Origin of the sequence: Paraburkholderia silvatlantica, from assembly GCF_003096715.1 — a bacterium.
Taxonomy (GTDB): Bacteria; Pseudomonadota; Gammaproteobacteria; order Burkholderiales; family Burkholderiaceae; genus Paraburkholderia; species Paraburkholderia silvatlantica.
In genome coordinates this window covers 24,406-45,434 of sequence record NZ_QEOL01000016.1, presented here as the reverse complement: position 1 = coordinate 45,434, position 21,029 = coordinate 24,406, and the positions used below count along the sequence as shown (strand labels likewise).

16 protein-coding genes are annotated in these 21,029 nt (G+C 64.4%); 3 read left to right on the top strand and 13 right to left on the bottom strand.

Features of this window, described 5'->3' with window-relative positions:
* Window positions 1-21: 21 nt before the first annotated feature.
* The gene (locus C7411_RS21045) at window positions 22-852 is read left to right on the top strand and encodes a phytanoyl-CoA dioxygenase family protein (protein ID WP_110385996.1); all 831 of its coding nucleotides are present in this window, start codon (window positions 22-24) and stop codon (window positions 850-852) included.
* A gap of 52 nt (window positions 853-904) precedes the next feature.
* On the opposite strand, the gene C7411_RS21040 is transcribed toward C7411_RS21045, so the two are convergent.
* The 7 genes from C7411_RS21040 to C7411_RS21010 form a co-directional block, all read right to left on the bottom strand.
* The gene (locus C7411_RS21040) at window positions 905-1,771 is read right to left on the bottom strand and encodes an amino acid ABC transporter ATP-binding protein (RefSeq protein ID WP_110385995.1); all 867 of its coding nucleotides are present in this window, start codon (window positions 1,769-1,771) and stop codon (window positions 905-907) included.
* A complete protein-coding gene (locus C7411_RS21035) occupies window positions 1,768-2,427 on the bottom strand; it encodes an amino acid ABC transporter permease (protein WP_110385994.1) in 660 nt (219 codons plus the stop codon). The genes C7411_RS21040 and C7411_RS21035 overlap by 4 nt, the downstream gene beginning before the upstream one ends.
* Window positions 2,424-3,068 carry an amino acid ABC transporter permease gene (locus C7411_RS21030; protein WP_110385993.1) on the bottom strand — a complete coding sequence of 215 codons (645 nt, stop codon included), beginning with the start codon at window positions 3,066-3,068 and terminating at the stop codon, window positions 2,424-2,426. Before C7411_RS21030 ends, C7411_RS21035 begins: the two co-directional genes overlap by 4 nt.
* 29 nt (window positions 3,069-3,097) lie before the next feature.
* Window positions 3,098-3,967 carry a transporter substrate-binding domain-containing protein gene (locus tag C7411_RS21025; protein ID WP_110385992.1) on the bottom strand — a complete coding sequence of 290 codons (870 nt, stop codon included), beginning with the start codon at window positions 3,965-3,967 and terminating at the stop codon, window positions 3,098-3,100.
* Window positions 3,968-4,161: 194 nt separating this feature from the next.
* Window positions 4,162-5,484: an oxalate/formate MFS antiporter gene (oxlT, locus tag C7411_RS21020; protein WP_110385991.1), complete on the bottom strand. Its 1,323-nt coding sequence runs from the start codon at window positions 5,482-5,484 to the stop codon at window positions 4,162-4,164.
* 124 nt (window positions 5,485-5,608) lie between these two features.
* Window positions 5,609-7,252 (bottom strand): gamma-glutamyltransferase family protein, encoded by a 1,644-nt coding sequence (locus C7411_RS21015; protein WP_279306307.1) that lies wholly within the window; start codon window positions 7,250-7,252, stop codon window positions 5,609-5,611.
* Between the two features lie 135 nt (window positions 7,253-7,387).
* Window positions 7,388-8,170 carry a GntR family transcriptional regulator gene (locus C7411_RS21010; protein WP_110385990.1) on the bottom strand — a complete coding sequence of 261 codons (783 nt, stop codon included), beginning with the start codon at window positions 8,168-8,170 and terminating at the stop codon, window positions 7,388-7,390.
* A 273-nt stretch (window positions 8,171-8,443) separates the two neighbouring features.
* Between C7411_RS21010 and C7411_RS21005 the strand changes: the two genes are divergently transcribed.
* Window positions 8,444-11,647 (top strand): EAL domain-containing protein, encoded by a 3,204-nt coding sequence (locus tag C7411_RS21005; protein WP_110385989.1) that lies wholly within the window; start codon window positions 8,444-8,446, stop codon window positions 11,645-11,647.
* Window positions 11,648-11,661: 14 nt separating this feature from the next.
* Here the strand turns inward: C7411_RS21005 and C7411_RS21000 are convergent, their stop codons facing one another.
* Window positions 11,662-12,810, bottom strand: coding sequence for a porin (locus C7411_RS21000; protein WP_110385988.1), 1,149 nt, complete (start codon window positions 12,808-12,810; stop codon window positions 11,662-11,664).
* 550 nt (window positions 12,811-13,360) lie between these two features.
* On the opposite strand from C7411_RS21000, the gene C7411_RS20995 reads away from it, so the two are divergent.
* On the top strand, window positions 13,361-14,512 hold the full coding sequence (locus C7411_RS20995; protein ID WP_110385987.1) for a porin: 1,152 nt from the start codon (window positions 13,361-13,363) through the stop codon (window positions 14,510-14,512).
* Window positions 14,513-14,545: 33 nt separating this feature from the next.
* On the opposite strand, the gene C7411_RS20990 is transcribed toward C7411_RS20995, so the two are convergent.
* The 5 genes from C7411_RS20990 to C7411_RS20970 all read right to left on the bottom strand — a co-directional run bounded on the left by C7411_RS20990 (window position 14,546) and on the right by C7411_RS20970 (window position 20,966).
* Complete coding sequence (locus C7411_RS20990) at window positions 14,546-15,148, bottom strand: acyloxyacyl hydrolase (protein WP_110386110.1); 603 nt, start codon at window positions 15,146-15,148, stop codon at window positions 14,546-14,548.
* Window positions 15,149-15,546: 398 nt separating this feature from the next.
* Entirely contained in the window at window positions 15,547-16,962 is a 1,416-nt protein-coding gene (locus C7411_RS20985; RefSeq protein WP_110385986.1) for a sensor histidine kinase, read from the bottom strand.
* A 37-nt stretch (window positions 16,963-16,999) separates the two neighbouring features.
* Entirely contained in the window at window positions 17,000-18,457 is a 1,458-nt protein-coding gene (locus C7411_RS20980; RefSeq protein WP_110385985.1) for a nickel-dependent hydrogenase large subunit, read from the bottom strand.
* 5 nt (window positions 18,458-18,462) lie between these two features.
* Window positions 18,463-19,482: an NADH-quinone oxidoreductase subunit B family protein gene (locus C7411_RS20975; RefSeq protein ID WP_110385984.1), complete on the bottom strand. Its 1,020-nt coding sequence runs from the start codon at window positions 19,480-19,482 to the stop codon at window positions 18,463-18,465.
* The gene (locus tag C7411_RS20970) at window positions 19,479-20,966 is read right to left on the bottom strand and encodes a sigma-54-dependent transcriptional regulator (protein WP_110385983.1); all 1,488 of its coding nucleotides are present in this window, start codon (window positions 20,964-20,966) and stop codon (window positions 19,479-19,481) included. Before C7411_RS20970 ends, C7411_RS20975 begins: the two co-directional genes overlap by 4 nt.
* Window positions 20,967-21,029: the final 63 nt, after the last annotated feature.

The window sequence follows — 21,029 nt, the reverse complement described above, 5'->3', positions numbered from 1 at the left end:
AACCCACACCAGAGGAACGTTATGACGAAGCACTTGACGGATGCGCAGGTGGCGCATTTCAAACAAAATGGCTATGTCTTTCCGATGCGGGCGATCAGCGCGCAAGACGCAACGGCGTATCGCCGCATCATCGAGCAATACGAGGCCGCCTCCGGCGAGGACGTCAACAAGACCTTGAAGATCAAGGGCCACCTGGCCTTGCCGGCAATCGTCGAACTCGCGCGTCACCCCGCCATTCTCGATGCGGTCGAGGATCTCATCGGGCCGGACATCATGCTGTTCGGCGCGTCGATATTCGCGAAGAACGGGCGCGATCCTCGCTACGTGTCGTGGCATCAGGACTCGACCTACTTTGGGCTCACGCCGCACGAGGAAGTGACGGTCTGGGTCGCGCTCACGCCCGCGAATTCCGTCAACGGCGTGCTGCGCGTGTTACCGGCTTCGCATAGCGGCCCGGATCTGAAGCATGTCGAGACCTATGCGAAGGACAACATGCTGGCGAAGGGTCAAACGCTTGTCGGTATCGACGAGGAGCTTGCCGTCGAAATGCCGCTCCAGCCCGGCGAGTTCTCGATGCATCACGAGCGCACCGCGCACAGTTCGCTGCCCAACCGCTCGGACGACAGGCGCATCGGCTTCGCATTCTTCTATGTGCCCGCGCATGTGCGCTCGGCTACGGGCCGCCGGCGCGCAACGCTCGTGCGCGGCACCGACCGCTTCGGTCACTGGGACCCCGACACGCTGCCCGAATACGACTGCGATCCGCGCTCGATGAGCGAACTTGCGCAAACGTGGGGCAAATACAAGGACGGAGAAGTGAAGCAGGCCGCCGACATGGTCTCGCCGCAATGATCCTGGCAACGCGCGCATCGCCGCGCTCCTGACGCGGCGATGCGCGTGCGCTTCAGGCAAGCGTGGGCACCCCGCTCCAATCGCCGGGGGCCTCGCGCGGCGAACGAAAACGCGCCAGAAACTGCCGCGCGCGAGGCGTCTGCGGCGCACCGAAGAATCGCTCGGGCGGCGCACTCTCGATCACCTCGCCCGCATCCATGAAGACGATGCGGCTCGCCACCTGTCGTGCAAACTCCATCTCGTGCGTGACGATCACCATGGTCGCGCCCTCCTGCGCGAGCGAGCGCATCACGTTCAGCACTTCGCCGACGAGCATCGGGTCGAGCGCGCTGGTCGGCTCGTCGAACAGCAGGATGTCGGGCTTCATCGCCAGCGCCCGCGCAATGCCTACGCGCTGTTTTTGACCGCCCGACAGACGCGAGGGAAACGCATCCATCTTCCCCGCGAGCCCGACGCGCTCCAGCAGATGCCGGGCTTCCTCGCGCACCTCTTCACGCGGACGTCCGAGCACGTGCAGCGGCGCTTCCATGACGTTCTGCAAGACCGTCAAATGAGGCCACAGCGCGAAATGCTGAAACACCATGCCGATGCGCGCGCGCGAGCGCGCAAGCTCGGCGTCGCTCATCTTGATCGACGAGCCTTCGCGCACGCCCATGCGCTGGTTGGACACGTGGACCGTGCCCGCGTCGGGCACTTCGAGCCAGTTCACGCAGCGCAGCAGCGTGGACTTGCCGCAACCCGAAGGCCCGAGCAGACAGACGGTCTCGCCCTTGTGCACGGTGAGCGACACGTCGCGCAGCACGTGGTTCTCGCCGAACGACTTCGAAATGCCGTTGAGCCGCAGCACCGTTTGCGCGTCGGCATGTTCCGCGACGGCGGCGCGCATGATGGCGGACGGGACATCGTTCGAAATGTTCATGCTCTGCGTTCCTCGGCGAATCTCGACAGTAAGCCGCTGCCGCCCTCGATCACGAGGCAGATGGCCCAGTACAGCAGCACAGCCGTGATGAACGCGGCGAACGGAATGAAATAAGTGGCCTGAATACCGTTCATCTGGTGCGTGAGCTCGCCAACCGCGATTACCGTGAGGAATGCGCTGTCCTTGACGATCTGCACGAGTTGATTGCCGATCATCGGCAAGGCGACCGTAAAGACCTGCGGCAGGATGATGCGCCGGACCAGCCCGAAACCGTGAAAGCCGTAGGCCCGCGCGGCTTCGATCATCGGCGTGGGCAAGCCGGCCCAGGCGCCGCGCAGCAACTCCGCCATGTAGGCCGTGTTGTAGAGGATCAACGCGACGGCGCCCGCCCACCAGTTCGACATGCGAATGCCTGCTGTCGGGAGACCGAAATAGATCAGATAGACGAACAACAGGAAAGGCGCGCAGCGCATGGCGTCCACATAGAGCATGGCAAGCCGCGCAATCGCCGGGCGTCTCGACATCAGCGCGGGCGTGAGCAGCGCGCCCAGAACCAGCGACGCGGCGGCCGCCACCGCGAGCAGGCCGAGCGTGTCGTACAGGCCCGACAACACGTCCGCGCGCTGTTGCCAGATGATCAGAAAGTTCTCCTTCACGCGCGGGCCTCCACGGGGTGCCGGCGCTCGATCATACGCTGCGCCTTGATGAGCACGAACACGATCAGCCCGTAAATGACCAGCGCAAAAACGAAAGGCAGCAGCGGATCATACGTGCGCGCGCCGACACGCAGGGCCGCGCGCGTGATCTCGACGATGCCGATGACCGCCACCGCGGGCGTCGACTTGATCTGCAAGGTCATCTCGTTGACGAGGCCGGGCAGACTCGCCCGCCAGATCTGCGGCATCACGATGCGGCGAAAGCGCAGGCTGCGCGGCATGGCGAAAGCCAGAGCGGCATCGTATTGGTCGCGGGGAAAGTTCATGAGCGCCGCGCGCCAGATTTCGCAGTTGAACGCGGCAGTGCTGATGGTGAGCGCGAGAATCGCGGCGGGTGTGGGGTCGAGCGAGATGCCGAACTGCGGGAGCGCGAAGAAGATAAGCAGCGTGAGCGTCACGGCCGGGCACGAGCGGATGAGACTCACGTACGCGACCACGAGGCGGTGGAGAAACGGCACGCGCGCCCAGCGGATAAGCGCGAGCGCGAGGCCCAGCGGCACGCCGGCCACGATGCTGGCGACCGAAAGAACCACGGTCGCCAGCGCGCCCTGAGCGATGCTCCAGTAATCGAAGGCGTTCATCGATGCACAGTCGCAAAGGCGTTCAGATGTCAGTTGACGGACTGCGGCATGTCTTTGTAGCTCGCGCCGAGCCACTTCTGCTGAAGCTGATACATCTCGCCGCTCTTGCGCAGCTCGAGCAGCGCGGAGTCGACCATCTTCAGCACGTCGGTGTTGCCCTTCTTCACGGCCCACGCAATGTAGGTCGGCTTGCCGATTGCCTGCCCGACCGTAAACGTGTCGGGGCGTGTCTTCACGAGCGAGTTCAGGCTGATCTGCGTGTTGGCGACGGCGTCGACGCGGCCGAGGCCGAGGTCCTGATAGGCCTCCGGGTACGACTGATATTCGACGATCTGCTTAAGGCCGTTGCCGCCGTGCTTCTTTTTCAGCTGCTCGTCGAAGAGTTTGAGGTCCGCGAGCATGGCGCTGCCCGTTTCCGCGCCGACGACCTTGCCGACGAGGTCGTCCGGCGTCCTGATCGGCGAGCCCTTGCGCGTGGCATAGAACGTGACGGCCTCGCAGGTTGGCGACGCGAAGTCAAAGGTCTTCTTGCGCTCGTCGGTGACGAGCACGGCCGTGAGCGCCATGTCGTACTTGCCGGTCGTCACGCCCGGCAGGATGCCGGACCACGGCATGATCTGCTGCTTCACATCGACCCCGATCTTCTTTCGCACCAGTGCGAGCAGTTCGTTGTCGTAGCCGGTGTTCTTGCCGTTGTCGACGAACTCGAACGGATTGTAGTCATCCTCGGTCGCGACGCTCAGATAGCCGCGCGCCTTGATTTCCTCGACGCTGGCCCCGTAGCTCGCATGGCTGATGCTGAAGGTGGCGACGAATGCGAGCGCGCAGGTGCGCAAAAGCATGACAGTGGTGCGCTGTTTCGACTGACCGGGAACGCGGCGGGTGAGACGGACTGACATGAAGAACCCCTTAGGTGTTGGATGATGACCGTCGAATCGATAATTCGTCCTGGTACTCACGATTCGCCCTGGATCATGCAAGTGGTATGCCAACGATCTTCTTTGTCGCCGGAACCCCAGTGCCATGGCGGCGCGGGCCGATTGTGCGAACATGTCGCAAATATGTGGTGCACCACATATGTTTGTCAGGCTTTCTATTCGTGCATTCTCGCACCGATATACGACATACCCGCCGTCTTCTGAAGGAAGCGCGCGCGCATCGGCTTGAGCACGAACATCGCGAGCACCGCGGTGACGATGTCCAGCGTGATCGCCACGCTGAACACCGGGACCCAGCTTCCCGCATGCAGATGCAGCAGCGCGGCAAGCGGTCCGCCGAAGATCGAGCCGATGCCCTGCGAAATGTACAGCCAGCCGTAGTTCTCCGTGGCGTGGCGCGTGCCGAACGTGTCGGTCAGCGTGGAAGGAAAGAGCGAGAAAATCTCGCCCCAGCCGAAGAAGACCACGCCGGAGAGCAGCACGAACAATACGGCGTTCTCGCGCGTCAGGAGCCACAGCGCCATGGCGACGCCTTCGAGCGCGAAGGCGATGAACATGGTGTTTTCGCGCCCGAAACGGTCCGACACCCAACCGAACAGCGGACGCGTGAGACCATTGGTGAAGCGGTCGATGGTGAGCGCGAGCGGCAGTGCCGCCATGCCGAACACGACGACCTTCGTGATGCCGAAGTCGGCGGCAAAGGTCGCCATCTGCGAGGTGACCATGAGGCCCGACGTGGACATCATCGTCATCATCGCGAACATGAGCCAGAAAAGCGGCGAGCGCATCATCTGCGAGGGGCGCAGGTTCGGCACGCCCGATGCCGCCAGCGCGGGCGCAGACGCCTGCGCCGGCGTGACATCGCGCGGCACGCGCAAGCCCTGCGACGCGAGAAAGCCCACGACGGCGAAGGCGATGCCATAGATCCACAGGGTGGCGTCGAGGCCGCGCGACGCGAGCGAAGCCGAGATCGGAAAGGTCGTGACGATGGCGCCCATGCCGTAACCCGCCGCCACCGCGCCCGCCGCAAAGCCGCGGCGATCGGGGAACCAGCGCACCATGAGGCCGACCACACCAACGTAGACGATACCCGTGCCCAGCCCGCCGACGACACCGTACGTGAGATACAGCATCGACGTGCTCGTGACCATCGACGCCAGCACCCAGCTCAGGCCCGACATCACCGTGCCGAGCGAGATCAGCAGGCGCGGTCCGAAGCGGTCGATCAGCTTGCCCTGAAACGGCGAAAAGAACGTCTGCAAGATGATGAGCAACGAGAACGTCACCTGCAACTCGGGCAGCGGCACGCCGAGCTTCGCCGACAACGGTTTGGTCAGGAGCGTCCACACATATTGCGGGCTGGAAATCGCCATCATGCAGAGCAGGCCCAGACCAAGTTGAAGCCAGCGATTGTGCGCGGCCACGGCGGGCGCATTGGCGGCCGCATGGTCTTGCAGCGTCTGGATGCGTGTGTTCATATGCATTCCCCGTTTTGATGCGGAATTAAAAGGACGAAAAGCTCCCTCCGGTCCGGCGAGATGCCGGACCGGATGGTGAGACAGCTTCAGTTGCGTGCTGCGGGTGCTGCTGCGGTTGTGTGCCTTACCAGCCTGCGGCGGCGCCGTCGCTGCGCGGATCGTGGCCGGCTTCGAACAATCCGTCTGGATAACGAACGATGGCGCCGGCGTGGCCCATCGCTTCGTCGTAGGCGGCGAGCACTTCCACGTCGTGGCCGAGCGCGCGCAACGCGTCGACGGTCTGTGCGGGGAAGCGCGCTTCGAGCTTCAACGAATCGGTGGACTGGCCCCAGGTGCGGCCGAGCAGCCAGCGCGGCGCGTCGATCGCGGCCTGCGGATTCCAGCCGAAGTTCGCGATGCGCGAGAACACCGCGCTTTGCGACTGGGGCTGGCCGTCGCCGCCCATGTTGCCGTAGACCATCGTGCGCCCGTCGGCGAATTGGGCGAGCGCCGGATTGAGCGTGTGGAAAGGACGGCGGCCCGGCATGAGCGGATTGAGCGACGACGCATCGAGCGAAAAACTACAGCCGCGGTTCTGCCAGTTGATGCCCGAGTTCGGCAGCACGATGCCGCTGCCGAACTCGTGATAGATGCTCTGGATGAAGCTGACGGCCACGCCGTCTCGATCGATCACGCCCATCCAGACCGTATCGCCGGGGCCGCGGCCCTGCCCCCACGGCGCCGCGCGCGACATCGACATTTGGCGTGCCATCGCGTCGAGCGCGGCAGGTTCGAGTTGCGCGGCCGCGTCGATGCGCATGTGGTCGGGATCGGTCACATGCGCGTCGCGCACCTTGAAGGCGAGCTTGGTCGCTTCAACGCACGCGTGCACGAACTCGGGTCCGAGGGGATCCATGCCGTCTGCCAGCACGCGATCCAGCACGCCGAGAATCAGCAGCGACACGAGACCCTGCGTGGGCGGCGGCATGTTGTACACGGTGCCGAGCGTGTGCTTGAGCGCGAGCGGCGTGCGTTCGCGGGCGCGGTGGCGCTCGAGGTCTTCGAGCGTGATGAGCGTTTCCAGCGACGCCAGGTCGCTTGCGATGCTGCGCGCGAGATCGCCGCGATAGAAGTCGTCGAGACCGGCGTCGGCGAGTTGTTGCAGCGTCGCGGCAAGACGCGCGTTGCAGAAGCGCTCGCCGGTCTGCGGCGCGCGCGAGTTGGGCATGAAGGTCTGCGCGAAGCCGGGCACGCCTTGCAGTTCACCGCCTTTGCCCGCGACGCAGTCGGCGTGGCTGCGTGTGACCGGAACGCCGTGCCTGGCGTAGTGAATGGCGTCTTCGAGCAAGCGTGCGACGGGCATCCGGCCGCCGAGCGCGTCTTGCGAGAACCGCTGCGCGAAGTCCCATCCGGAGACCGTGCCCGCGACCGTGTTGGCCGCGAGCGGGCCGCGCGCCGGAACCGCGGAGAGACCGAGCGAGCGATACCTGTCGATGTCCGCGCGCATCGCCGCCGCGCCGCACGCCTCGATGCCGATGGGTGCGTGGCCCGGGCGCGAGATCAGCCAGAAGCCGTCCCCGCCGATGCTGTTCATGTGCGGATAGACCACCGCGATGGTCGCAGCGGCGGCGATCATCGCTTCGACTGCGTTGCCGCCTTCGCGCAGGACGGCGAGCGCGCTTTGCGACGCAAGCGCATGCGGGGCGACCGCCATGCCGCGCGAACCGCGTGTGGGGTTGAGTGTGCTGGCCGCGCCGTGCGCGTTTGCTGCGAAGACTTCCAGAGGCATTGACGTTTCCTTGTATACAACGAAATTCGTCAAAGCCAGATTCGTGCCAGTACCTCGTAAAAACCCTGATAAGGCTTGCTGGGCAAGGCGTTCAGCGCCACGGCGCGAGACGCGTGGCGGCAGCGTGCAATGCCGTCAGATGGTGCGCCGAGGCCGCGCCGGTGCCGCAACCGTGGCTTTGCGCCCCGTCTCGGTGCGTGCCGCGATCAGCCGCTGCATGGTGAGACCGTTCACGCTGGCCTGGCTGCCACCGATGTGATGCGAGACGAGTTCGACGCTCAACGCGCTGTCGCCGCGGCGAATGGCGTCGAGAATGGCCGCATGCTCCTCATAGGTTTCGGCAATGCCGTCGCCGTGCACGAGATCGAGGCGGCGCACGACGCGGATGCGGTCGGTCACGCGCCGCATCGTCGAGGTCAGTTCGTCGTTGCCCGCGGCCTCGACCAGCGTGTGATGCAGCGCTTCGTCGAGTTCGACGAGCTTGCGGCCATCGGTTATGCGCTGCGTGCGGCCGACCTTCCAGACGCGATCGAGCGCATCGAGCAGAAGATGGAGCCCCGCTTGCGGCGCTTCGCCGTTGCAGAGCTTGCGCACCGCGAAGGTTTCGATCATCTGGCGCATTTCGTAGAGGTCGTCGAAGCGCTTGTTGTCGATCGGCACGACTTCCCAGCCGCCGCGCACGTAGCCCTGCATCAGGCCATCGCTCTGCAGGCGCTGCAACGCTTCGCGCGCGGGCGTGCGGGAAACCGCGAAGCGCTCCGCGATGGCGCCTTCCGTGAGCCGGTCGCCCGGCAGGAGGTGCATGTCGAAGATTTCGTCGCGCAGCGTGTAGTAGACGCGATCCGCGCGCGAAAGCGCGGCGTCCGGCGCAATCGCGAGGCTTTGCTCCAGCGTCATGTTCGGCTTGATATCGTGCATGGTCGGAAAGCTTATCAAAGGAGCCCGCGCGACGGAAAAGAATCGCGATCGCGAATTCGCCCCACAATCCGGCCACATTTGGTGCACCCGGGCACCACGCCGAAGCAAGCGCGCATCCACGCAGTGAATTGATTTTGGCACGTTAAAGTTGCCGTAACCTTTTGCCGTTACGCAAGAGTCACGTGCGCTCCGATGTGAGCCGCCTGCTCTCAGGCGAGTCGTTTGTTCGGTCATGAATATGGCGCAATTTCCGGTGTCGTTTTGGCGCGTCCGATGAAACACAATCCGTTTCTTCGCTTGCTTGGGCGCTTGCGTGTCGGGCGCAAGCTGCTGCTGATCTATCTGCTCGATCTGAGCGCGGTGGTGTATATCAGCGGCATCCTGATTCACGAAAAATATATTTCGATCGACTTCTCGCAGAAAGAGATCATCGGCAATGCGTATCTCGGCACGTTGCGAGACGTGTTGATCGACGTCGCCCAAAGCGGCGCCGACGGTCGTGTCGACACGCAGCAGGTCGCCCGCCTGACGTCAGCGCTCGCGAGCGCCGAAGCGCAATATGGCGCGAACCTGGAGAGCAGCGAGCTGAACGCACGCGCGCGTGGAGCACTCGGTGCGCTCGCGGCCACCGCACACGCGGAATATCCGCCTGCGCCCGAGGTCGTGCGCGCGGCGCTCGACGCATGCCTCGAACTCATCACACGCGTGGGCAATCAGTCCAACCTGATTCTCGACCCCGACCTGGACAGCTATTACTCGATGTCGCTGTCGATCCTGCGCTATCCGGCACTGCTCGACGCCGCGAACGGCATCGGCCAACGTTTGCGCGAAGGCGGCGTCGGCGCGGACAGTGCGCCCGCGCGCCGCGATCTGAGCACGCGCTATCTCGTGCTCGAAGGCCAGCTCGACGCCGTCGCGCAAGGCTTGCGCTCGGATTTCGCCGAAGCGGCAGCCGCCAACAAGGACGTGAAGCGCGCGCTCGCCACACCGGTCGCGAATCTGCTCGACGCGCTAGAGGCATATCGCGAGGCGGCGCGCACGGTGGTCGCGCAGTCCGGCGGCAACGCCACGAGCCGCGCGGCCGCACAGGCCGCGCACGAGGCGCTCGTCGCGCGCGTGGGCGAGGCCTGGCGCGCCACGGGGGCCGAGCTCGACACGCTGCTGCATGCGCGCGTACGCGGCCTCTTCTCGCGCATGTGGCTCCATCTAGGCACCGCGCTCTTTCTGCTGTGCGGAATTTTGTCGATGGTCTATCTCGTCGCGCAACAGATCTCGCGGCCGCTGCGCGAGCTTGCGCGCGTGATGGACACCGTGCGCCGCACGGGCGACCACGGCGTGCGCGCCACATGGCGCAGCCAGGACGAGATCGGCCAGCTCGTGCTGGGCTTCAACGACATGCTCGTGCAGCTCGATCGCGAGCGCGATGTGCAGAAGGAACTCGCGGCCACCGCGCGCGCCTCGCAGGCGCAGCATGCGCTCGTCGAAGCGACGCCTGTGCCGATGATGGTCACGGCCGTGCCAGGCCATGAGGTGCTGCATGCGAATCGCCCTGCGCTTTACTGGCTCAATGGCTGCACGTCCGACCCGTGGGCGTTGGGCCTCGACTCCGCGGTGCGCGCGCGCTTTTTCCAGCAGCTTTCCGATCGTGACGCCGTGGACGAGTTCGAAGTGCGCTGGATGGGTAGCGAAGAGCCCACGTGGGCCATGCTCTCGGCGCGCCGCCTCTCGTTTCAGGGCCGCGACGCCGTGTTGACCGCCTTCACGCCGATCAACCAGATCAAGCTCATGGAGCAGCGGCTCGAACTATGGGCGAAGGTGTTCGAGGCTTCGTCGGAGGCGATTCTGATTCTCGACGGGAACCGGCGTCTGCTCACCGCGAACGCTTCGTTCTATCGCGCCACGGGCTATCGCCCCGAAGACGTGTGCGGCACGCTACCCGATTTCGTGCTGGCGTCGCCGAACGGCGAACCGTTGATGCCGCAACTGACCGCGCTCGTCGACATTGCAAGCGTCTGGAACGGCGAAGCCGTCGTGCGCCGGCGCGCGGGCGGCGACTACCCCGCGTGGCTCATGATCAGCGCCGTGCGCGACAAACGCGCAAGCGTCTCGCACTATATCTGCACGCTCATCGACATCACCGACCGCAAGAAGAGCGAGGCGCGCATCCAGTTTCTCGCCGAACACGACGTGCTCACAGAGTTGCCCAATCGCGCGCTCTTCACCGGGCGCGTCGGTGCGGCCATCGAGCACGCGCGCCAGACAAACGGCCGCGTGGCCGTGCTTTTCATCGACCTCGACCGCTTCAAGGACATCAACGATACGCTCGGCCACCACGCGGGCGACGGACTCTTGCGCTCGGTGTCGCGGCGTCTGCTGCAATCGGTGCGAGCGGGCGACACCGTGAGCCGGCTCGGCGGCGACGAATTCACGGTGCTGCTCTCGGGCGTAGGCGGCAGCGCCGACGTGGCGCGGCTCATCGAAGAACGGCTGCTGCCGCTCATGCGCGAGCCCCACTCGATCGGCGGCATGACCTTGCAGGTCGCGTGCAGCATCGGCATCGCCATGTATCCCGACGACGGCGCGACGATCGAAGCGCTGATGCAAAACGCCGACGCCGCCATGTATCGTGCGAAGTCGAGCGGCCGCAATCTCGTGAAGTTCTTCTCGCCCGACATGGCCGAAAGCACGCGGCATCGACTCGAACTGGAAGCGCGCTTGCGCACGGCTGTCGAGCGCAATGAACTGTGGCTTGCGTACCAGCCTTGCGTGGATGCATCGACGGGGGAACTGATGAGCGTCGAAGCTTTGTTGCGTTGGCAACATCCCGACCTCGGCCTCGTCCAGCCGTCGGAGTTCATTCCCATCGCCGAGGAAACGCGGCTAATCCTGCCGATCGGCGCGTGGGTGATCGAGGAGGCGTGCCGCCAGATCGCGCGCTGGCGCGAAGCCGGTTTGCCCGACATGCGCGTATCGATCAATCTCTCGGCCATCCAGTTGCGCGACGACGAACGGCTAGTCGCCCATCTGCGCGATACGCTCGAGGCGCATGGCGTGGAGCCGGGCCGGCTCGAACTCGAAATCACGGAGACCGTGCTGATGGAAAGCGTCGGTCATTATCTCGACGCCATCAAGAAGATCCGCGCGCTGGGCGTCAAGCTGTCGCTCGACGATTTCGGCACGGGGTATTCGAGTCTCAGCTATCTGCACCGCTACCCGCTCGACCGGATCAAGATCGATCGCGCGTTCGTGCACGGGCGGCTCACCGAGCCTTCCGATCTCGCCGTGATTCGCGCGATCGTCGAACTCGGCCACGAACTCGGCCTGCGGGTGGTCGCGGAAGGCGTCGAGCACGAACACGAAGCCAACGCGTTGCGCCGCATCGGCTGCGATGAACTGCAGGGCTTTCTCTACGCCAAGCCAATGCCGCACGAAGCGCTCACGCTGTGGCTGCGTTCGCGCGATGCGGCATTGGTGTGAATGCCGAGCAATAATCAGAACATCTGCCGCATGCCGATCGCCACACCGACATTGTTGGTGCGGCCAATCCTGTCGACAGCGCCTGTCGCCGCGTTGGTCACGCCGGGGTAGTCGGCAGCGAAGGCGCCGTTGCCGCGCGCGAAGTCCGCGGTGCCGTACACCTCGGTGTGCTTCGAGAACGAATACTCGGCAAGCACCGTGGCCGAATAGTTGATGCCCCGGCCGAGCGAGCCGTCGAGCATTTCGGCATTGCGCGTGTGGCCATAGTAGCCCGCCACGGTAATCAGCAATGGGTCGGTGGCCTGCCAGTTGCCGCCAACGTAGAACGTGTCGTCAATACGGTTCGGGCTGCCGCCGTGCAGCGTCGGCGCGCCGGATTGCTGCATGTTGAAGTCGGTCGTGCCGGTCTGGTCCTGACCGTGCAACCAACCCGCCAGCAGGCGGATGCTCGGCGTGATCTGATAGGCGCCGCTCACGTGCAGGAAGCTGACCTTCGCGCCATTGACCGAACTGCCGTTCACCGACGAAACGGAAGTCTGCTGATAGCCCGCGTTGATCGACGCCGGTCCGTGCTCATACGTCAGCTCTACGCCATACGTGCTGTCAAGGCCCATTGCACCCGCATGGTTGCCAAAGCCATAGATCGCGTTGATGCTCAGGCCGTTGGACGAGAACTTGTACTTGACCGAGTTGGGCACGGTCAGGTAATTGCCGATCCCGTTGTACATCCAGCTGTCTTGCCAGTAGTCGCCCACCTCCAACGGGTCGAAGATATCGCCCAGCGTGTCGTACATCGGCGCGTACTGGTTGCCGAAAGTGACCGAGCCGAACTGGCTGCTCGAGAGGCCGACGTACGCCTGGCGGCTGAACAGCGTGTTCGGCACGTGCAGTTTCCCGTCGCCGAGTTCGAAGCCGTTTTCAAGGCGGAAGACCGCGGAAAGACCGCCGCCCAGATCTTCGCTGCCGCGCAGGCCCCATCGGCTGTGAGTTTCCGGACCGACCGTCATGCCGATCAGGTCTTTGCCATCCGGCGCGGCATTCGTCTGATAACGGATTGCCGTATCGACGAGTCCATATAAGGTGACGGAACTCTGCGCGAACGCCGACGTTGCCGCGACAGCGGAAAATGCGCCGATGGCGCCGAAAATCGTGACTTTTCTCATTAGATTTGCCTCCCCGGATGAATTTTTCCAGCAACTCGACAAGCTTGCCAATTGGACTGATTGCGATCAGTGGCGGGAGCATAGTGCGTCGCTTTTTCGGCTTATATGGGCCGATCTGGAATAGCCCTTTCCAGAATCGACAACAATCGACTCGTCGGATACCAGGACGGCCAAAGCAGGCTCGACGCGACGGCTTTCAGCCGAAAACTGGAAGAGACTCTTCCTGATCGCTGAGCAATCGAATTTCGGCGGCCCGCTGCGGTGCGTCGGCAAGCCTGATTGTCGGCATGATTTCCTCGCTCCTATAGCGATCTGCCGGCGCGCCGAAAAGCGCCGAACGACAAGGCTTTCGCGTCTCCCCTCATCCTCGCTTCATTTTATTTCGCATTGCCAGGTCAATAGCCAATCTCTCCCCCGTCTTCAATCCCAAAAGCAGCGGCATCGATTTCGATATGACAAGAGATCGTTTCGCCTGAAATCCACCCGCTCCTATGATCGCCCTTCCATTTCGCACACCTCGCGGTGCTCTCATTTTTCCCCGGAGTCAACCTTGTCAAAGAAGTTTCTCCTGGGCGCGGCGGTCACAAGCAGCCTGCTCGCGCCACTCGCCCACGCACAGAATTCCGTGACGCTGTACGGTCTGATCGACGCCGGTCTCATGTACACGAACAACGTGAAAAAAGGAACGAGCACGGGCTCGCTCGTCCAGGCCACGAGCGGCAACATCAACGGCAGCCAGTTCGGCGTGCGCGGCAGCGAGGATCTTGGCGGCGGGCTGCATGCGGTCTTCGTGCTGGAAAACGGATTCAACGTCCAGAACGGCAAGATGGGACAAAACAACCGTTTTTTCGGGCGTCAGTCTTATGTGGGCCTCGATAGCGCCAGCTACGGGACATTGACGCTCGGCCGCCAGTACGACTCGGGCGTCGATTTCGTCGCGCCCCTGTCCGAAGTGGCGTCGACGTTCGGCAAGACCGGCTTTTCCCATCCGTTCGACAACGACAATCTCGACTACTCGGTCCGCATCAACAACGCCGTCAAATTCAATAGCCCGAATATCGGCGGCTTCAAGTTCGGCGGACTATATGCCTTCTCGAACAGCACCGACTTCAGTGCGAACCGTGCATACAGCGTGGGTGCGAGCTATGGGAACGGACCGCTGAAAGTGGCGGCCAGCTATCTCCAGATTAACGGCTCGAACAGCACGAACACGACCGGCGCGATCGACACGGCGGAGTCCACGGCTAACGGCACAGCCGGTTTCCTGCTCGGCGCAGACGTGCAGCGCGTCGCCGCCGCCGGTATCAACTACACGGTGGGTCCGGCCGTGCTCGGCTTCGTGTATTCCCACAGCCAGTACCAGGGCACGAAGTCGTTCGGCTCGGCAAACGGCACGGTCCGCTTCGACAACTTCGAACTGAACGGCCGCTACGCGCTAACCCCGGCGCTGAAGCTCGGCATCGCCTACGCCTACACGGACGGCCATGTGAGCGGCAGCACGACCTATGGAGCCGACCCGAAGTGGAATCAGGTCAACGCGCAGGTGATCTACTCGCTTTCGAAGCGAACCGATGTCTACGCCGAAACCATGTACCAGCATGTGAGCGGCAAGCAATACGTCGCGTTCATCAACACGTCGGGCGGCGCGTCTTCCACCGCGAATCAGGTGGTGGCGACAGCCGGGTTGCGCACCCGTTTCTAACCGCTTCGGCACCGGGTATCTACGACAACGGAATCAGAAGTTATACTGAAGATATACCTGGCTGAAGTTGATGCCTGGGTTGGGGTGCTTCAAACCCGCGTTCGACAAATGCTGAAAGCGGAAACCGGCCTGGTAGTTCTGGTGCGCCCCGAACTGCGCGCCCACGCCCACCATGTCGGCGAACTGAAACGAAGACGAGAAGCTACGGTCCGGCGTTTCATCCACGTGAGAAAGCAGTCGCACGCCCACGCCGGCTTCGACGAATGGCCGGATATATCCGGAACTCCTGATGAAGCGAAACACCGGCGTGAGCCCGAATTCCCAGATGTTCGGATGCGAGCCCGGTTTTTCCTGAATATCCCAGTAGGCGGCATGCGCTTCACCCACCACGGTGAAATGATAGCCGCCAATTTCCCACCAACTCAGTCCCGGGTCCCAAACAATACCGAGATCGGCTTTGCGAACATCGTGATCCGCCACGCCGCCTGCGAATTGAACACCCCATTGCCCAGCATATGCGGACGTCGCGCTCGCGCACAGCGCGGCAAACAGCACCCCGAGCCGAAACCTTCCTTCTTTCAATTTCTTCCTCTTTCTTTTTGCCTTTGCATCCAGTCCCCGGTTGATCGACGCCATTTCGAAAGCCGGATCGACGCTTCTTTCGCCACCACGCCCGCGGCCCACAACGCGGCAAATGCAGCAAAGTGCGAAAAAAAACCTCCATGCGAGGTTGCTGGAGGTTAAGCGGGGAAAACATCATCGCTTCGCGTGGTGACGATGAGCGATCATGCTAACAATAGAGAGGGAGAGAATAAATGTGAATTCTCGCATTGCATCGTTTCAATATTCTCCATAATTCGAATATCGCATTTAACGAAATAATGCGAGGCAAAGGCATATCTATAATTTCTTTTCCCAAGAAGAAATAGGCTTCTTTTTCCAGACAGGAAAATAATTATTTCACGATTAATCTCAATCAACCGCCCAATACCGCATCGACCTTTCATTGCGTAAGCACAGGCCGAGGCGGCCGCTCACGTCTCGGGGCCCAGTTGCGGAATTTCGACCGTGAACACCGCGCCCCCATCGGACGCATTGCGCGCCGTCAACCGGCCTTCGTGGCGCTCGACAATGCCATAGCTGATCGACAAACCGAGGCCGGTGCCGCGGCCCGGCGGTTTGGTCGTGAAAAACGGCTCGAACAGGTGCGGCAGATGTTCGTCGGCAATGCCGGGGCCGTTGTCGCGTATCGTCACGCGCACCTTGCCCTCGCGACAGGCCAGCTCGATCCACAGTTCCGGGCGCTCGCGCTGCGCGCCGGTGGCGGCGTCGCAGGCGTTCTGGATCAGATTCATCAGCACCTGGAGCAACTGGCCGGGATTGCCCCGCACGAGCATGGGCGCGCCGCGCGTCCAGTGCACATCGAAATCCGGGCTCGCGCCTTTACGGATCCATTGAATCGCGCGCTCCACGACATCGTTCAGGTCCACGGCCACGCGCTCTTCGCGATCGACCGCCGAAAATCGCCGCAGCGCGATCACGATGTCGGCCGTGCGCTGCGCGCCTTCGATCGTGCCGTCGATCAGCGAGGGCAGGTCGGTCAGGATCGAATCGACGCGCAGCGTCTCGCGCAAGCGTGCGCGCTCCGACGGCGTGGCCGGTTGCGAGGAAGCATCCACGAAGCGCGTGAGGCGCTCGGCATAGCGCTTGAGCACGTGCACATTGCCCAGCACGAAACTGATCGGGTTGTTCAGCTCGTGCGCCACGCCCGCCACGAGCCGGCCGAGCGCGGCCATCTTCTCGGAGTGCAGCAATTGCTGCTGCGCCTGCTTGAGCGCCTCGTGCGCCTCGCGCAACTGCCGATACGCGCGCTTGAGCTCGCCCATCGGCCTCCCCACCAGCAGATAGCCGTCACGGCGTCCGCGCGGTCCGCCGCGCGGCGTGCAACTGAAATCCACAGGTACGGCCACACCGTCGCGGCTGCGCAGATTCAGCTCGATTCCGGCGTCGCGCATGGGAGCCCCGGCGCGCACCGTTTCTCGCAGCGCGGCGGCACTCGCTTCGTCGGCCAGCCAGTGTTCGAAGCGCGAGCCGCGCACCACGCTGTCCGGCTGCCCGAGCAACCCGCACAGCGCGGCGTTGGTTTCCTCGATCTCACCACGCTCGTTGCAGGCGGCCAGCACGTCCGACATCGAAGAGAGCAGGCCGAGAATGAACTGCTGCGATTGCTCCAGCTGTGCATTCTTCTCTTCCAGCGCGATTTCGTCCTCGACGAGTTGCGCGTACACCTCGTCCATCTTGTGGATGACTTCCAGCCAGGCCGCGTCGTCTAGCCCCTCGATCCCGCGCGGCGCGTCACCGCTGGCGACAGCGCGGCTGAGCGCTTCCCCGCCCGGCGTGTTCTGGCGCTTCGGGGTTCGATCGCGACGCTGGGATGTGTTGCGTGCCATGACGTTCGTAAGGGTTTCGCTGCGGCTGCGTTCGGCCTCAGTGCACGGTGCAGACCATGCACGGATCGAACGAGCGCACGATGTGCTGGACCGCGACCGGCGTCGTTTCTCCCGGCTGCACCGGCGCGTCGACCAACGCGGCTTCCAGCGCGCCAGGCCGCCCCGACGCGTCGCGCGGGGAGAAATTCCACGAGGTCGGCGCGACGATCTGGTAGCACGAAATCCGGCCGCCCTTCACTTCGACCCAGTGCCCGAGGCTGCCCCGCGCCGCTTCGTTCAGCCCCACGCCGCTGCCTTCGTGCGGCAGCGTGAACGGCGCGAAGTATGGCTCGCCGGGTGCCAGCGCCTTCACCCACTGCTCCATCATCGGCACCACGCGCGCGAGTTCCAGCAGGCGCGCCAGCACGCGCGTGTACACCGTGCCGCCGCAACGCGCGGTCGCATCGGCGATCAGCGCATGCCGGTCGGTCAACTGGCGCGCGATCGCGCCCGTTTCCAGCACCGCGCCGTTCAGGCGCGGCGCCTTGTTCCACGTATAGGCGCCGGGCTTGTCGGCCAGCGGCGCGGTCACGCCCACGGATGGATGGCGCGGACCGCCCGCGTCGTCGAGCCAGGCGTGCGTGGCGTCCTCGGTGATCGCCGCCAGATCGACCGGATCGAGCCGGGTTGCATGAGCGTCCCAAACGCCGCCGCTCAGCGCGTGCGTGCCGTCCGGTTGCGGATACGCGCCGTACGAGAGGTACAAGCCCGGCCCCGGCCCAAGCCTGTCAAGCCGGAGATCCTCGACGATCGAGAGGAAAAAGCGCAAGTCGCCCCGCTGCGCCGAGCGCGTGCGCAAGGCGTCGAGCGCGGCTTCGCTGTCGAGTTGCGCAACTTCTTCGAGCGGCGCGGCAAACAGCGTCTCTTCGAGAAATTGCCTGAATTCGCCGATGCAGGCAAGCAGGCGCAGACGCTCGCCGTGCTCGATCGCCCGCGCGCTGCCGCCCGGCTGGACGGAGCCCGTATGCGGCCACTTGCCGCCGAGCGTGCCGATCAGGCGCAGCCAGCGCTGCCGCGCGGCGAGCGCCACGCGATGGCCTTCGCCGCGATACGGCGTGAATCGGTCGACCGCCTGCGCATGCCACGACCGCCCCTCATACACGGGCCGCGTGAAGTCCGGCATGAAAAACAGGTAGAAGTGACTCAGGTGGTCCGCGAGATTTTCGGCGGCCAGCATCAGATTCGTCGCGATGAGACCATTCGGCGTCGGGCTCACGTGCGCGAGACTCGCGAGCGCGCGCGCGGCCGCGACACCTTGCGAGACCGAGCAGATTCCGCAGATGCGCGGCACATAGACGAGCGCGTCGAGCGGCTCCCGCCCCACGAGAATCTGTTCGAAGCCGCGATACATCGTGGCGTTCACGTGAGCGCTCGTCACGCGCGCGTGCGCGATGTCGAGGCGCACTTCGAGGTCGCCTTCGACACGATTGAATGGACCGATAACGAGCCGGGACATGGGGCCTACTTGCGCACGGTCGAGCGCACCGCGGGCGGCACTTTCGTGTGATCCGCCGTCGCATTCTCGCGCACGCGCTTCGGCGTCGCCGCCTTCGAAAGCGAAGCCAGCGCGACAAACCAGGCCTTGGGCATATCGCTCGGCAAGCCGATCGGAATGCCCGCGATCTTCGGCGTCTGATGGAACGGGTGGCCCGGTTCCTCGAAGCCCGGCTCGGTGCAGTTGATGCACGCGTAGCCGCCGCGCGTGCACGAGCCGTCGCCGTTCCACAAACGCGTGTTGCAGTCGGCGTGCGCCTGTGTGCCCTTGCAGCCCATGTGCTCCATCATGCAGCCGAGGTCGGAGGGTTTTTCGGCGCTCGCCTTGTATTCGTAGAACTCGTTGCGCGTGCAACCATGATGAACGAGCTGGTCGGCGTAAAAGCGCGGCCGGTTAAGCACATCGAGCCCCGTTGCATCGAGCAGGTTCATCGACAGGCTCGCGAGCGTGTCGAGCACCCATTCGGGATGAGTCGGACAGCCCGCAACGTTGACGACCGGCAGACCGCGGCGCGACCGGTAAGCCTGCCCGAGCAGGCCGCCGGGCCGCTCGCCGTCGAACTGGAGGCCGCACGCCTCGGTGTGATTCGCCCCGCCCGCGCTGATGCCTCCGAACGCCGCGCACGTGCCGATCGCCACTGTGTAGTGCGCGACCTGCGCAAGCCGCGCGACCCAGTCGCTCATCGGCACGCCGGTGCCCGCGAGCACGTGAAAGCGCCCCGTACCATTAGGACCGCGTAGCATCGCGCCTTCCACGCACAGCGCGTGCAAGTCTATTTCGCCGTCCAGGCACGCCTGGAGGATGGTCTGCACCTCGGCGCCCGTCTCGACCGAAAGCGACGGATGCCAGAGCACGTGGATGCCCGCGCGCGCGAGCGTACCCGCAAAATCGACCGTATCGGCGCACAGCAGCGACATGTTGCAGCCCCCGCAGCCGCCCGACTGAAGCCATAGCACGTTGAACGCGCCCGTTGCAGCCGTGCTCATGTGCGCTCCTCCAGCCCGAAGCGCTGCATCTTCTGCCGCAGTCCGGCGCGCGAGAGACCCAGTTCGGCGGCAACGCGCGTCTTGTTCCAGCGGTGCCGCAACAGCGCTTCCTTGATCAACATGGCCTCCATCGCGTCGAGTCGTTCTTGCAGGGTGCCAGCCGTCGCATGCATGACCATGCCGGAGGCGACCGGCGTGGCGGGCTGCCCGCGCAGCACCTTTGGCGAAAACGCGTCCGCGCGGATCAGGTCGTCGTCGCTCAGCGCCACTGCCCGGTAGATTTCGTTGCGCAGCTCGCGAATATTGCCCGGCCACGGATAGCTGAGCAGCACGGCCAGCGCATTGCCCGCGAACGCCAGTCCGCCGCGCTGCGGGACCTGGCCGGCAATGTCCTGAAGCAGCTTCTGCGCGATCGGCACCAGGTCGCCGCTGCGCTCGCGCAGCGGCGGCATCGAGAGCGTCGCGGTCGCGATCCGATAGTACAGGTCCTCGCGAAACCTCCCCGCTTCGACCTCGCGTTCCAGATCGCGATGCGTCGCGGCGATCACGCGCACATCCACGGGCACGGCGCGCGTCGAGCCGACGGGACGCACCTCGCCTTCCTGGAGCACGCGCAACAGCTTGACCTGGAACGAGAGCGACATGTCGCCAATCTCGTCGAGGAAAATCGTGCCGCCGTTGGCCTGCTGGAAAAGGCCCGTGTGATCCTGGAACGCGCCCGTGAACGCACCGCGCTTGTGGCCGAACAGCTCCGATTCGAGCAGCGTGTCGGCCACGGCCGCGCAGTTCTCGACCACGAAGGGACCCGCCGCGCGCGGGCTCGCGTAATGGATCGCGCGCGCGAGCAGTTCCTTGCCCGTGCCCGATTCGCCAAGAATGAGAAGCGACAGGTCGTAGCGCGCGAGCTTCGCGGCGAGCGCGCAGACCGGGTCGAGCGGGCTGCCCGGCGAGCGCACGATCGAATCGAAGCCGAACTCGCTTTGCACGCGCGCGAGCTTTTCATGGCTGCGCCGCCGCAACAGCGGAACACTGCCGCGCAGTTCGAGATCGAGGCGGCGCATGTCGTGCTGAAGCGACTGTGCCTCGGCGGCCTGGCGCACGGTTTCGATCAGGTGATCGGGCAGCCATGGCTTGAGGATGAACTGGTGGATGCCTGCCCGGTTGATGCCCGCGACGATGTCTTCCGAATCGGTATAGCCCGAGACGATGATGCGCACGATGTCGGGCCAGGTCTCGCGCACCTCGCACAGGAATTCGACGCCCGTCTGCCCCGGCATGCGCTGGTCGCACAGGATCACGGAGACGGCGCGCTCCTGGAGGATCGCGCGCGCCTCGTCGGCAGAGCCCGCCGTCAACACCTCGAACTCGTCGTCCAGCACGCGCCGGGTCGTCTCCTGCAAGCGCGGCTCGTCGTCGACGACGAGCACGGTGGCGGGCTGGTGCAGCGGGAACGGCGCGGGACTGGCGGGAACGGGCGAACTCATTGCTTGATCGAAGCCGTGGGGAACCGGTCTTTCAGGGCTCCCCGCGAACGCAACACGACTGGA

Excerpts from the sequence above, each read along its gene's own strand:
- C7411_RS20980 (WP_110385985.1), bottom strand. The coding sequence starts at position 18,457 with ATGTCCCGGCTCGTTATCGGTCCATTCAATCGTGTCGAAGGCGACCTC.
- C7411_RS20990 (WP_110386110.1), bottom strand. The coding sequence starts at position 15,148 with ATGGCGTCGATCAACCGGGGACTGGATGCAAAGGCAAAAAGAAAGAGG.
- C7411_RS21045 (WP_110385996.1), top strand. The coding sequence starts at position 22 with ATGACGAAGCACTTGACGGATGCGCAGGTGGCGCATTTCAAACAAAAT.
- C7411_RS21030 (WP_110385993.1), bottom strand. The coding sequence starts at position 3,068 with ATGAACGCCTTCGATTACTGGAGCATCGCTCAGGGCGCGCTGGCGACC.
- C7411_RS20985 (WP_110385986.1), bottom strand. The coding sequence starts at position 16,962 with ATGGCACGCAACACATCCCAGCGTCGCGATCGAACCCCGAAGCGCCAG.
- C7411_RS21025 (WP_110385992.1), bottom strand. The coding sequence starts at position 3,967 with ATGTCAGTCCGTCTCACCCGCCGCGTTCCCGGTCAGTCGAAACAGCGC.
- C7411_RS21040 (WP_110385995.1), bottom strand. The coding sequence starts at position 1,771 with ATGAACATTTCGAACGATGTCCCGTCCGCCATCATGCGCGCCGCCGTC.
- oxlT (WP_110385991.1), bottom strand. The coding sequence starts at position 5,484 with ATGAACACACGCATCCAGACGCTGCAAGACCATGCGGCCGCCAATGCG.
- C7411_RS21005 (WP_110385989.1), top strand. The coding sequence starts at position 8,444 with ATGAAACACAATCCGTTTCTTCGCTTGCTTGGGCGCTTGCGTGTCGGG.
- C7411_RS20970 (WP_110385983.1), bottom strand. The coding sequence starts at position 20,966 with ATGAGTTCGCCCGTTCCCGCCAGTCCCGCGCCGTTCCCGCTGCACCAG.
- C7411_RS21015 (WP_279306307.1), bottom strand. The coding sequence starts at position 7,252 with ATGCCTCTGGAAGTCTTCGCAGCAAACGCGCACGGCGCGGCCAGCACA.
- C7411_RS20975 (WP_110385984.1), bottom strand. The coding sequence starts at position 19,482 with ATGAGCACGGCTGCAACGGGCGCGTTCAACGTGCTATGGCTTCAGTCG.
- C7411_RS21010 (WP_110385990.1), bottom strand. The coding sequence starts at position 8,170 with ATGCACGATATCAAGCCGAACATGACGCTGGAGCAAAGCCTCGCGATT.
- C7411_RS21000 (WP_110385988.1), bottom strand. The coding sequence starts at position 12,810 with ATGAGAAAAGTCACGATTTTCGGCGCCATCGGCGCATTTTCCGCTGTC.